This window comes from Dactylosporangium siamense, assembly GCF_016862795.1.
Classification (GTDB): domain Bacteria; phylum Actinomycetota; class Actinomycetes; order Mycobacteriales; family Micromonosporaceae; genus Dactylosporangium; species Dactylosporangium siamense.
Genome location: NZ_BONQ01000059.1, coordinates 1 through 12204, shown reverse-complemented (window position 1 = coordinate 12204; position 12204 = coordinate 1). Strand labels below are relative to the sequence as shown.

At 71.7% G+C, this 12204-nt stretch carries 14 protein-coding genes; 11 read left to right on the top strand and 3 right to left on the bottom strand.

Features of this window, described 5'->3' with window-relative positions:
* Positions 1–9 precede the first annotated feature (9 nt).
* The 3 genes from Dsi01nite_RS20150 to Dsi01nite_RS20140 are packed head-to-tail and all read left to right on the top strand — an operon-like array spanning position 10 to position 2205.
* Entirely contained in the window at positions 10–768 is a 759-nt protein-coding gene (locus tag Dsi01nite_RS20150) for a phosphatase PAP2 family protein (RefSeq protein ID WP_203847750.1), read from the top strand.
* A 16-nt stretch (positions 769–784) separates the two neighbouring features.
* The gene (locus Dsi01nite_RS20145; protein ID WP_203847749.1) at positions 785–1675 is read left to right on the top strand and encodes a methyltransferase domain-containing protein; all 891 of its coding nucleotides are present in this window, start codon (positions 785–787) and stop codon (positions 1673–1675) included.
* Positions 1675–2205 carry a VanZ family protein gene (locus Dsi01nite_RS20140; RefSeq protein WP_203847748.1) on the top strand — a complete coding sequence of 177 codons (531 nt, stop codon included), beginning with the start codon at positions 1675–1677 and terminating at the stop codon, positions 2203–2205. The genes Dsi01nite_RS20145 and Dsi01nite_RS20140 overlap by 1 nt, the downstream gene beginning before the upstream one ends.
* Here the strand turns inward: Dsi01nite_RS20140 and Dsi01nite_RS57420 are convergent.
* Positions 2137–2355, bottom strand: a complete 219-nt coding sequence (locus tag Dsi01nite_RS57420) for a hypothetical protein (protein ID WP_239136025.1) — start codon at positions 2353–2355, stop codon at positions 2137–2139. The genes Dsi01nite_RS20140 and Dsi01nite_RS57420 overlap by 69 nt on opposite strands.
* 76 nt (positions 2356–2431) lie before the next feature.
* Between Dsi01nite_RS57420 and Dsi01nite_RS20130 the strand changes: the two genes are divergently transcribed.
* The 6 genes from Dsi01nite_RS20130 (at position 2432) to Dsi01nite_RS20105 (ending at position 7992) form a co-directional block, all read left to right on the top strand.
* A complete protein-coding gene (locus Dsi01nite_RS20130; protein ID WP_203847747.1) occupies positions 2432–2875 on the top strand; it encodes a hypothetical protein in 444 nt (147 codons plus the stop codon).
* A 39-nt stretch (positions 2876–2914) separates the two neighbouring features.
* The gene (locus Dsi01nite_RS20125) at positions 2915–4966 is read left to right on the top strand and encodes a M3 family metallopeptidase (RefSeq protein ID WP_203847746.1); all 2052 of its coding nucleotides are present in this window, start codon (positions 2915–2917) and stop codon (positions 4964–4966) included.
* Positions 4967–5077: 111 nt separating this feature from the next.
* Entirely contained in the window at positions 5078–5707 is a 630-nt protein-coding gene (locus Dsi01nite_RS20120; protein ID WP_203847745.1) for a hypothetical protein, read from the top strand.
* 106 nt (positions 5708–5813) lie between these two features.
* Positions 5814–6515, top strand: coding sequence for a FadR/GntR family transcriptional regulator (locus Dsi01nite_RS20115; RefSeq protein WP_203847744.1), 702 nt, complete (start codon positions 5814–5816; stop codon positions 6513–6515).
* Positions 6512–7336 (top strand): sterol desaturase family protein, encoded by an 825-nt coding sequence (locus tag Dsi01nite_RS20110; RefSeq protein ID WP_203847743.1) that lies wholly within the window; start codon positions 6512–6514, stop codon positions 7334–7336. Before Dsi01nite_RS20115 ends, Dsi01nite_RS20110 begins: the two co-directional genes overlap by 4 nt.
* A complete protein-coding gene (locus Dsi01nite_RS20105) occupies positions 7333–7992 on the top strand; it encodes a lysoplasmalogenase (RefSeq protein WP_203847742.1) in 660 nt (219 codons plus the stop codon). Before Dsi01nite_RS20110 ends, Dsi01nite_RS20105 begins: the two co-directional genes overlap by 4 nt.
* Before the next feature lie 39 nt (positions 7993–8031).
* On the opposite strand, the gene Dsi01nite_RS20100 is transcribed toward Dsi01nite_RS20105, so the two are convergent.
* Positions 8032–9528 carry a citrate/2-methylcitrate synthase gene (locus tag Dsi01nite_RS20100; RefSeq protein WP_203847741.1) on the bottom strand — a complete coding sequence of 499 codons (1497 nt, stop codon included), beginning with the start codon at positions 9526–9528 and terminating at the stop codon, positions 8032–8034.
* Between the two features lie 66 nt (positions 9529–9594).
* On the opposite strand from Dsi01nite_RS20100, the gene Dsi01nite_RS20095 reads away from it, so the two are divergent.
* Positions 9595–10815 carry a LeuA family protein gene (locus Dsi01nite_RS20095; protein WP_203847740.1) on the top strand — a complete coding sequence of 407 codons (1221 nt, stop codon included), beginning with the start codon at positions 9595–9597 and terminating at the stop codon, positions 10813–10815.
* Here the strand turns inward: Dsi01nite_RS20095 and Dsi01nite_RS20090 are convergent.
* On the bottom strand, positions 10812–11003 hold the full coding sequence (locus Dsi01nite_RS20090) for a hypothetical protein (protein ID WP_203847739.1): 192 nt from the start codon (positions 11001–11003) through the stop codon (positions 10812–10814). The two genes, Dsi01nite_RS20095 and Dsi01nite_RS20090, sit on opposite strands and share 4 nt — an antisense overlap.
* A 127-nt stretch (positions 11004–11130) precedes the next feature.
* Here Dsi01nite_RS20090 and Dsi01nite_RS20085 point away from each other — a divergent pair.
* Positions 11131–12204, top strand: a 1074-nt coding sequence (locus tag Dsi01nite_RS20085; RefSeq protein WP_203847738.1) for a sensor histidine kinase, incomplete at its 3' end; no start/stop codon positions are given.

Here is a 12204-nt window from a genome sequence, read left to right as displayed (position 1 = left end):
CTGAACGTCATGACCATCACCTGGGAGAAACCCGCGCTGCAGCGGGTCGGCATCGGCCGGCAGGTCGGCATCGTCGCGGCGGCGGTCGCCGCGTACTTCGGGGTCCGCGGCGCCACGGAGGCCGCGACGGACCGCGCCCTGGCCAACGCCGGGACCGTCGTGGACTTCGAACGGTCCGTCGGGCTGTTCCACGAGGCGTGGCTGCAGTCGACCTTCGCCGGTACCCCCGCCGTCGCGACGTTCTTCAACTGGATCTACATCTGGGGGCACTGGCCGGTCATCGTCGCCACCCTGGTCTGGCTGGCCCGCACCAACCCGAGGATCTACTTCCGCACCCGCAACGCGATGCTGGTCTCCGGCGGGATCGGGCTGGTCATCTTCACGCTGTTCCCGCTGGCCCCGCCACGGCTGGCCGGGCTCGGCCTGACCGACACCGTGACGCAGTCCTCCGACGCGTACCGGGTGCTGCAGCCGACGATGTTCACCAACCAGTACGCCGCGATGCCGAGCCTGCACGTCGGCTGGGACCTGCTCATCGGCCTGGCGATCCTGGCGGCGGCCCAGGGGGCCCGGGGTCCGCTGCTGCGGGCGTTCGGCGCGGCGATGCCCGTGCTGATGGTGGCGGCCGTGGTGCTGACCGCGAACCACTACATCATCGACGCGATCGTGGGTGCGACCCTCACCGCGACCTGCTGGTTCGTCCTGCGGGCCCGGGAGACGCAACGGCTCGACGGCTATGCCGGATGGGACGGCCTGCGCCTGCGTTAGGGCCTACGCTTTGCACATGGAACACCTCGATCTGGAACATCTCGGGTTCCCGGCGGATGTGATCCCGCTGCAGTATCAGGCGCTCCTGCTGTCCGACGACCGCCGGATGTCGGCGTTCGCCGACGCGGTCGCGCACGCCGTGCGGCCCGGGACCCGGGTCCTGGACCTCGGCTGCGGGACCGGCGTCCTGTCCTACTTCGCCGCCCGGGCCGGCGGGACCGTCACCGCGATCGAGCGGGAGCCGCGGGTCTTCGCCACCGCCCAGGCGGCGTTGCGGGCCACGGTCGGCGACGCCGTCACCGTCCTGCACGCCGACGCCCGCGACTACCTGCCGGAGGAGCCGGTCGACGTGGTGCTCTGCGAGATGCTGCACGTGGGGCTGCTCCGCGAGCGGCAGATCGAGGTCATCAACAGCTTCAAACGCCGCTATCTGCGCCACATCGGCGGCCCGCTGCCACGGTTCGTCCCCGAGGCGTGCGTGCAGGCGATCCAGCCGGTCGAGCAGGACTTCACCTACTTCGGCTATACGGTGCCGGCGCCGGTGTTCCAGCTGCCGGAGAGCCTCCAGCCGCGCACCGTCGAGGCCGCCCCGCCGCAGGTGTTCCAGCAGTTCTTCTACGCCGACCCGCTGCCGCACCACTGCACCGGCGACCTGCGGTTCGTCGCGGAGCGCCCGGCCCTGGTCAACGCCGTGCGGGTGGTGACGAAGAACCTGCTGTCCCTGCTGTACGAGCCGCCCGGCAGCATCGACTGGACCATGAACTACCTGGTGGTGCCGCTGCGCGAGCCGGTCGAGGTGCTCACCGGCGACGAGGTGCGGATCCGGTTCGACTACTGCCCCGGCGACGAGATCACCGTCCTCGCCGACAGCCTGACCGCGGGGACGCCGGCCAGGGCAACCCGTTGATGGTTCGCTGGTTCATGGTCCTGGCCGCGTTCTCCGCGCTGGGTGTCCTCTGGTATCTCATCGCCGCGCGCCGCTCCCCCGACCGCCGGCGCACCTTCGGCCTGGTGGCTTCGGTGTCCGGCACGCTGCCGTGGATCTGGATGATCCTGACCCCGTCGTCCGCGGACCGGCGGATCCAGCTCGACCCCGTCGCCGGCCTGGGCGGTGTGCTGTCCGGCGGATTCGGTACCGCCACCGTCCAGATCGTGGGCAACCTGCTGGTGTTCGCCGCGTTCGGCGCGTTCGCCCCGCTGCGCTGGCGGCTGCGGCTGTGGCAGGTGCTGCTCCTCGCGGCGCTCGGCTCGGCCACCGTGGAGGTGCTGCAGTACGTGCTGGACCTCGGCCGGGTCAGCGCCACCGACGACATCCTGATCAACACGCTGGGCGCGGGGCTGGCCTACGGGGCCGGGCGACTCGCGCCGTCACGAGGCCTTGATGTGGAACCGCTCGTCGGTCGCGAGGGCGGCGAGCCGGTCCTCGGGCAGGGGTAGCGCCGCCAGGGACCTGGCCCCGCCGTCCGGGCGTTCGTCCGCCTTCGCCTGGGCGAGGAACACCACGGTGCACAGCAGGAACGCCGTGCCGCGTATCGTGCCCGACCGCGCGGCGAGGTACTCGGCGAACGCCGTGTCCCGATCCGTCATGCGGTGCTCACGGTGCCGGCCCCCGGTTCGGTCGCGCGGGACCTCGAGAGTTTCCCGGCTCCGTTATCTTCAGCCCATGTGGTACAGGTTGGTGATCGGCGGGTTGGCGATCGTGGGCGGGCTCGCCATCACCGGCGTGGCCCCGGGTGACTCGTCGCGGGCGACGATCGAGCACTGCTACGTCATGGACAGTGGCCACCCGGAGACCCGGTCCACGAAATGCACCGGCCACTGGTCGCGGTTCGGCGCCACCTTCACCGGCGAGATCCTCGGTGTCGAGGTCGTCCCGTTCTGGCCGGCGATCCCGCCGTATGCGGGGGCCGGCGAGTGGGGCGAGGTGGCGGTCCCCGACGACGACACCGTGCGGGTCGTGCCGGCCCTGGCGGTGCCGGGCCTGGCGACCGTGACCCCCTGGATGGTGTGGACCGTCCGGGTGGCGCTGGTCGTCGAGGCCGTGTTCTGGACCGTGCCGCTGGTCCACCTCGTGCGGTCGCGACGACGGAAACCCGTCACGGCCTGACGGGCGGCCAGTGCGCGGACGTCCCGATACAGTCGGTAGGTGACTACGGACAACCCGTTCTTCGCCGCGAGTGACCTGCCCTACCAGTTGCCGCCCTTCGACCGCATCGAGACGGGGCACTATCTGCCCGCGTTCGAGCGGGGCATGGCCGAGCAACGCGCCGAGGTCGAGGCCATCGCCACCCTGCCCGAGCCGCCGACCTTCGAGAACACCCTGGTGGCGCTGGAGCGCTCGGGCCGCGTGCTGCAGCGCGTGTCGGCCGCGTTCTTCAACGTCACCAGCTCCGACACCAGCCCCGACCTGCAGCAGATCGAGTCGCAGGTGGTGCCGCTGCTGTCCGCGCACGGCGACGCCATCATGCTCGACCGGCGGCTCTTCGCCCGCATCGAGCAGCTGTACGCCGAGCGTGACACCCTCGCCCTGGACGGCGAGGCGGCCTGGCTGCTCGAGCGGTATCACACCGAGTTCGTCCGCGCCGGGGCGCGGCTGTCCGAGGCGGAGCACGTCCGGCTGCGGGAGCTCAACGCCGAGCTCGCGGCCCTGGCCACGGAGTTCGGCAACAACGTCCGCGACGAGATGAAGGCCAGCGCCGTCGTCGTGCAGGACGCCGAGGACCTGGCCGGGCTGTCCGCCGACGCGGTCGCCGCGGCCGAGGTCGCCGCCCGCGACCGGGGCCTCGCCGACGGCTATGCGCTGAACCTGATCCTGCCGACCGCCCAGCCGGCCCTGGCCGCGCTGCACAACCGGACGGTCCGGGAGCGGCTGCACACCGCCTCCGTCGGGCGCGGCTCCAGCGGCGGCGAGCACGACACCACCGCCTCCGTGCTGCGCATCGTGCGCCTGCGGGCGGAGCGGGCGCGGCTGCTCGGCTTCGAGCACCACGCGGCCTACAACATCGCCGACAACACCGCCCGCAGCGTCGGGGCCGTCCAGGAGATGCTGGCGAAGCTGGCCCCGGCCGCGGTCGCCAACGCCCGGATCGAGGCCGAGGACCTGCAGGAGGCGATCGGCGAGGCGTTCCCCCTCGAGCCGTGGGACTGGGCGTACTACACCGAGCAGATCCGCCGGGACCGCTATGCGATCGACGAGACGGAGCTGCGGCCCTGGTTCGAACTGGAGCGGGTGCTGCGCGACGGGGTCTTCTTCGCCGCCGGCCGGCTGTATGGCATCCGGTTCGAGGAGCGGCCGGACCTCCCCGCGTATCACCCCGACGCCCGCGTCTTCGAGGTCTTCGACCGGGACGGCGGCCCGCTCGGCCTGTTCATCGGCGACTTCTTCACCCGCCCGTCGAAGCGCGGCGGTGCCTGGGCCAACGCCCTCGTCCCGCAGTCGCGGCTGTTCGGCACGGCCCCGGTCGTCGTCAACAACCTCAACGTCAACCGGGCCCCGGCCGGCGAGCCGACGCTGCTCACCCTCGACGAGGTCCGGACCCTGTTCCACGAGTTCGGTCACGCGCTGCACACCCTCTTCTCGCAGGTGCACTTCCCGAAGTTCGCCGGCACCCGGGTCCCGCGCGACTTCGTCGAGTATCCGTCGCAGGTCAACGAGGTGTGGATGCTCTGGCCGGAGGTCCTGGCCAACTACGCCACGCACCACCGGACCGGTGAGCCGCTCCCTCAGGAGATCGTCGACCGGCTCCAGGCGGCGGAGCAGTTCAACAAGGGCTTCGCGACCACGGAGTACCTGGCCGCGACGCTGCTCGACCTGGCCTGGCACACGCTGACCGTCGAGGAGGCGGCGGCGGTCACCGACGTCCTCGCCTTCGAGGCCGCGGCCCTGGAGCGCGCGGGCGTCGCGGTGCCGTTCGTGCCGCCGCGGTACCGGACCGCGTACTTCGCGCACATCTTCAGTGGCGCCGCGTACAGCGCCGGCTACTACTCCTACATCTGGAGCGAGGTGCTCGACGCCGACACCGTCGACTGGCTCACCGAACAGGGCGGGCTGCGCCGGGAGCTCGGGGACACGTTCCGTGACGGCCTGCTCGCCAAGGGCGGCAGCGCCGACTCGATGGAGGTCTATCGGGCCTTCCGCGGTCGCGATCCGTTGATCGAGCCACTACTCAAGCGACGTGGGTTGATCAGCGTTCCTTAGGTTTTGTTAAGACGTCTTCCGGTCGGGGCGCCGCGTCCATAAGCTGTCGCGGTGCGTGGCGCCACCCCCCGGCGTAGGCGCGCTGCCGCACGTCGCCTGCATTTCAGCAGGATGGCGTTGCTTGCCGCGGTCAGCCTCGTCGCCTCATTGATCAGCGTCGGTGTCTCGTGGGCGATCTTCCCCAACGAGCCGGCGGCGGTCACCGACGACACCTCCTTCGACGCGGCCAAGTTCTACGAGACACACGCCCGGGCCAACGCGGCCCGCGGGGTCGAGCTGGCCTCGGCGCCCGGCGCGTCGCTGGTCCCGAAGCCGGTCGCCGGGCTCACCCAGGCGGCGACCAACAACGCGTACATCGTCATCGAGGTCGGCCGGCAGCTGGGCCTGCCCGAGCGGGCGTACGTCGTGGCGATCGCGACGGCGCTGCAGGAGACGTACCTCAAGAACCTGGCCAATCCGAAGGTCCCGGCGTCACTGAAGCTGCCGCATGAGGGCACCGGGACCAACTACGACTCGCTCGGCATCTTCCAGCAGCGGGTCAGCATCTGGGGCACGGTCGAGCAGCTGATGGACCCGGCGTTCGCGTCGGCGAAGTTCTACGCGAAGCTGATGAAGGTCTCCGGCTGGCAGTCGATGAGCGTCACCGGCGCCGCCCAGGCCGTGCAACGCAGCGCCTTCGCCAGCGCGTACGCCAAACACGCCACGACGGCCCAGAAGATCGTGGACAGCCTTACCGACTAGCTTTCCCGTGATCCGGTAGACCTTGCGTACCCCTGGGTGCCCAAGGTCTACCGGATCACGAAACGCGGGACTGGTCCAACCAGTTGATGTGTGAGACAGTCGCCGCGTGACATTGACGCCGGCACCCCGCAGCTCCGTGTCCGACCACGTCTTCGCGCAGCTGCGCGACGCCGTCCTCAGCGGCGCCTACGCGCCCGACGCCCCGCTGCCGAGCGAGCGGGAGCTCGCCGCGACGTTCGAGGTGAACCGGCACGCCGTGCGCGAGGCGCTGCGCCGGCTGCAGCAGCTCGGCCTGGTCAAGGTCAGCCAGGGCGGCGCGACCAGGGTCCTGGACTGGCGGGTGCACGCCGGCCTCGACCTTGCGATGTCCAGCGGCGACATCCTGCCGGTCAGCACCCTCGTGCGCGACATGATGGAGATGCGTGCCTGCCTGGGAGCCGACGCGGCCAGGTTGTGCGCGCTCCGCGGCACCCCCGCCGCAAAGGAAACCGTCATCGCCTCGGTCGACGCGCTCGCCGCCGCCGCCCCCGACCTGGACCGCATGGGCGAGGCGAACGTCGCGCTGTGGCGGGCCGTCGTGGCGGGCAGCGGCAACACCGCGTACCTCCTGGCCTTCAACAGCCTCGTCAGCGGCGCGCTCGCCGTCGGTCACGTCCCGCCCACCCTGCGCACCGCCGAGCTGCTCGACGTCGCCGGCCACCGCCGGCTCGCCGCGCACATCGCCGCCGGCGCCTCCGCCGAGGCCTTCGCCGAGGCCCAGACCCTGCTCACCGCCCCCATATCGGACCGGAAGGAAACCCGAGCATGATCCCCGCCGTGCTCTACGCCGTGCCCGCGTTCCTGCTGCTCATCGTCATGGAGGCGATCTCCTACCGCTTCCTGCCCGACGACGACGAGCGCGGCTACGAGGTCCGCGACACCAGCACCAGCCTCTCCATGGGCCTCGGCAGCCAGGTGATCGGCGTGCCGTGGAAGATCCTCGTCGCGCTCGCCTTCGCCGGCCTGTACGTCCTCACCCCGCTGAAGCTCGACCCGCACAGCCCGTGGACCTGGGCGCTGCTGTTCTTCGCCGACGACTTCGCCTACTACTGGTTCCACCGCCTGCACCACGAGATCCGGCTCTTCTGGGCCGGTCACGTCGTGCACCACTCCAGCGTCTTCTTCAACCTGTCCACGGCGCTGCGGCAGAGCTGGACCCCGATGACCAGCACCCCGTTCTGGCTGTTCCTGCCCCTGCTGGGCATCCCGCCGTGGATGGTGTTCCTGCAGCAGTCGATCAGCCTCGCCTACCAGTTCTTCCTGCACAGCGAGCGGGTCAACCGCCTGTGGCCGCCGCTCGAGTGGTTCTTCAACACCCCGTCACACCACCGCGTCCACCACGGCGCCAACCCCGAATACCTGGACCGCAACTACGGCGGCATCCTCATCATCTGGGACCGCCTCTTCCGCACGTTCGAACCCGAGCAGGCCCGCGTCCGCTACGGCCTGACGAAGAACATCGGCACCTACAACCCCCTGCGCGTCGCCACCCACGAGTACCGCGACATCTGGCGTGACGTGCGGTCGGCGTCCACCTGGCGGGACCGCCTGCGCTTCGTGTTCGGCCGCCCCGGCTGGCAGCCCTCATGAGCCTGCCCCTGCGGCTCTTCGCCGTCGCCGCCGCTGTCGAGCTCACGGGTGTCGCGCTGGCCTGGCACCCGTTGCAGTGGATCGCCAAGCCGCTCCTTGCCCCGTTGCTGCTCTGGTACCTCTACCGCAAGGCCGGCATGTCCCTACGGCCCGACCGAGACCACGGCCTGAGCGTCCTCGTCGGGTGGGGTCTGGTCTTCGCCTTCGCGGGCGACGTCGCCCTGCTCGTGCCGGGCTCCGTGCCCTTCCTGCTGGGCATGGCCTGCTTCCTGGGCACCCAGATCTGCTTCCTGCTCGCCTTCCGCCGCCGCGCTCCCCTGCTGCTGCCCGCGGCGATCGGCTACGGCGTGTTGTGGGCGGCGCTCAACGTCCTGCTGTGGCCGTCACTGGGTGCGTTGCGTGTCCCGATTCTGGTGTACAGCCTGGCGTTGAGCGCCATGGCCGCCGCCGCGGCGGGCGTGTCCCGGGTGGTCGCCCTGGGCGCCGCGCTGTTCCTGCTCTCGGATCTGCTGATCGGCCTGGGCGCCGCCGACCTGGACTTCCCCGGCCGCGACCTGGTCGTCATGACCACGTACATCGCCGCGCTCCTGCTCATCACCACCGGCAGCGCCACCCCGCGCACTGCTCATGATCCGGTCGAGTTCGCGCACCTGTGACTGCCCGAGGTCTCCGGGATCATGAGCGATAGGAGCGCGTCAGGCGAGCGGGCCGGTGTACGAGGCGCGTAGCCGGAGCCTGGTCGGGTGGGCGTACTCCTCCATGGCGTGGGCGAGCCAGCCCGCGGTGCGGGCGACGGCGAAGATCGCCTCGCCGGCGCCGCGGGGCATGCCGGCGAGGGTGGTCAGCAGGCCGAGAGCGAAGTCGACGTTGACGTGCGGGAGGTGGCGGCGGCCCGCCTCGGCGAGGATCGCGTCGGCGACGGCGAGCGCCGGATGCGGCACGCCGACCCGGCCGGCGCGGACCGGGGCAGCGACCGTGCCGGTGACCACCGACGTGACCGGACCGGTGATCCCCGAGGCGACCGGACCGGTGATCCCCGAGGCGACCGGGCCGGTGATCCCCGAGGCGACCGGACTGGTGACTGCCGCAGCGACCGGGTCGATGGCCGCCGCGACGACCGGGTCCGCAGATGGCGGGGCGGAGGCGGACGGATCGGGACGGGTCGCGGCGCGGATGCGGTCGAGGAGCGCCGTGGCGCGGGCGTCGCCGGACTTGTAGACGGCGTGGCCGAAGCCCGGGATGCGTTCGCCGCGGCGGAGCCGCTGGCCCATCACGGCGCCGGCCAGGGACGGGTCGGTGGCCTCGGCGAGCATCGCCTCGACGCCGAGGGAGGCGCCGCCGTGCAGGGCGCCGCTGGTGACGCCGAGGCCGGCCGCGACGACGGCATAGGGGTCGGCGCGCACCGAGGCGGCGACCCTGGCGGCGAGGGTCGACGCGGCCAGCTCATGGTCGGCGAGCAGCACCATCGCGAACCGCAGCACGTCGGCGAGCGCGGGATCGGCGTCGGGCGCGGCAAGCTTCTCCCACAGCCGCCACGCGATCGCACCCCCGCCGCCCGCCGCACCCCCGCCGTCGGCCGCGGATCCGGTGCCGACCGCGGATCCGGCGCCGGGAACGGCACCGGTGCCGGGAACGGCGACGGCGGACGGGTTGGGCAGCGCGTCGATGAGGCCGGCGATCAGGGACCGGCCGGTGCGGATGACCGCCTCCGGGTCCAGGGTCAGGCGGACCGGGTCGGCGGCGGCGAGCGTCGTGGTGATGACCTGGAGCCGCTCCAGGGGCAGCACTCCCGGTGGGAGCCGGTCCTGTGCCGCGCGGGCCGCCGCCACCGCGACCGGATCCGCGACCCACCCGGCGGCACCGGCCGCCGGGTCGCCGGTCCACAGCCAGGTGGCGGCCGCCTCGAAGGTGGCCGTCGCGGCGAGGTCGATGGCGTCGCGGCCGCGGTAGTACGCGCGGTCCGGGCCGAGCAGGGTCACCGCCGACTCGATCACCAGCTCCGACGCGGCGCCGGGGCGGTGGCGGGGGCGGCCGCGCAGGGCGAGGCGCTCGATCTCCTCCGAGTCGAACACGCTCCGGCCGTCATCGCCCTTACGACGGGCCAGGACACCGCGGCTGACATACGCATAGAGGGTGGCGGGTTTCACACCGAGCCGCCGGGACGCCTCGTCCGCCCCGATCCACCTGCCCACCAGCGCCTCCTACTTGATTTTCGTCAACATTGACACATCATGCGGCGTACGGTCAACCTCGAAGGCATGCCACAGATTCACTTCCTCGACGTCACCAACCGTGACGGGGTCCAGACCGCTCGGACCGGGCTGTCGAAGTTCGGCAAGACGATGGTCAATTTCTACCTGGCCAAGCTGGGTGTCGCCCAGTCGGAGATCGGCTTCCCGTTCCTGTTCCACGAGGTGCCGTACGTGCGGGCGCAGCTCGCCCTGCAGCAGGCCGGCGCGTTCCACGACCTGCGGCTGTCAGGCTGGTGCCGGGCCGTCCAGGGCGACGTCGAGAAGGCCGCGCCGCTGGGCCTGGAGCACTACAACCTGTCGATCTCGACGTCGGATCAGATGCTGCGGGGGAAGTTCCGGGGCCGGCTCGACCGCGCCGCCGTCATCCGGGAGATGGTTGCCGCGGTGCGGGCGGCGAAGCAGGCCGGCGTCCGGACGGTCGGGGTCAACGCCGAGGACGGGTCGCGGACCGACGACGGGTTCCTCACCGAGTTCGCGATCGCCGCCCGTGCGGCGGGTGCCGACCGGGTCCGGTACTGCGACACCATCGGCGGCGACACCCCCGGCCGGATCGGGGAACGGTTCGCCGCCCTCGCGACGGCGACCGGGATGCCGGTGGAGACGCACTGCCACAACGACCTCGGCATGGCCGTCGCCAACTCCCTCGCGGGCGCGTTCGGCGACCTGGCCGCGGGGCAGGACGCGTGGATCAACACGTGCGTCAACGGGATCGGCGAGCGGTCCGGCAACGCGGACCTGATCTCCACCATCCTGGCGCTGCGGCACGGCTTCGGCGTGCCCGAAAACGCCATCGGCGACCCGATCGACCTGACCTGGGCGCGCCGGTTCGCGGCCTGGGCGTCCTACGCGTTCGGCCAGCCGCTGCCGCAGCACCAGCCGGGCGTCGGGGTCAACGCGTTCGCGCACGAGTCGGGCATCCACGCCGACGGGGCGCTCAAGGACCATCGCAACTACGAGCTGTACGACGACGACACCCTCGGCCCGTTCCCCGCCGACCGGCACGCCAGGAACGGCCGGCTGGTGCTCACCGGCGAGTACGGCGGCCTCGCCGGCTTCCGGCACGTCATGGACGACCTCGGTGTCGACGTCAAGGACGAGGACCTGGCGTTCAAGCTCGTCCAGCTGTGCAACGCGGCGACGGGACGGCCGCTGACCGACGACGAGCTGCGGCTGATCGCCACGTATCCGGACGAGCTGGCGCTGCTCTATCCGGGGTACACGAGCTAGAGCATGCCGTGTTCGATGATCCACTCGTATGACGCGGTCTCCTCGTAGGAGAACTCCAGGGCGACGACGACGGCGAAGCGGCGGTCGATCTGGTAGCCGGTGTACCGGTGGACGGCGCACTCCATCCAGACCGGGATGCGCGACGCCGGGTTGGCCAGGACGGCATGCTTGCCGCAGCGGTGCTCCATGGGCGGCAACGCTAACGACGGCACCGTGGATACATCAGCCTGCTGCCTGATACTCCATATGGTGTACGAGACGGTGCCTCCGCGCGGACGACGACCTGGCCCGGTGCCACGCCTAGCGTTCGACGGCATGACGAAACCGCAGATGGTCGCCGCGTTCGCCGCGGTCACGTTCATCGCCGTGCTCAGCGGCAGCGGGGGCGACCTCGCCGCCGGGGCACTGCCCCTCGCGACCTGGCTCGCGGCGCTGGTGTGGGCGCAGGTCAAGTGGCCGCTCACCGGCCTGGTCACCGGGATCTGCAGCGTCGTGGCGATGCGGGTCGCCGAGCTCACCACCGGCGGCTGGTTGTGGCCGGTGACGCTGCTGTACGTGTCGGTGGTCATCGGCCCGCGCCCACGGCTGCGGCTGGTCGTCGGGATCGCGGCCGTGCACGCCGTGTGGGCGTTCACCCTGGAGTGGGCGGTGCTGCAGCACAGCGCGAGCCGGGCGCTCGCCGGCGTCGGCCCGGACGTGCTGTGGCTGATCGCGGCGCTCGCGGTGACGATCGCGATCGGCAACTGGCGGCGCTGGATGCACACGGCCATCCAGCAGCAGCACGCCGAGTTCCAGCAGCAGCACGCCGAGATCGAGCAGCAGCGCGCCGAGGAGCGGCTGCGGGTCGCCCGGGAGGTGCACGACACGGTGGCGCACACCCTCGCGGTCGTCGGGGTGCACCTCAACGTGGCCGCGGACGCCCTGGACACGGCGCCGGACGAGGCCCGCGCGGCGCTGCGGGTGGCGCAGGACGTGCGGCGCAAGGCGATGGGCGACCTGTCCTCGCTCGTCGGGGTGCTCCGCGACGACCGCCGGCCGACCGCCGAACCGCTCGACCTGGAGGCGCTCGTGTCGCAGGTCCGTGCCGCGGGGCTGGACGCGCACCTGCACGTCGAGGGTGCCGGCGCGGCGCTGCCGGTGCGCACGGCGGTCGGCCTCATCGTCCGTGAGGCGCTCACCAACACCGTGCGGCACGCCGCGGCGCGGACCGTCACGGTCACCGTCCACTACGGACCGACGACCGAGGTCACGGTCGCCGACGACGGCCAGGGCTCCACCGCGCCGGAAGGGCACGGGCTGACCGGGATGCGGGAGCGGGTCGAGGCGTTGGGCGGCTCGCTGACGACGGACGGTGCCGGTGGCTTCGCCGTGCACGCGACAATTCCGTCA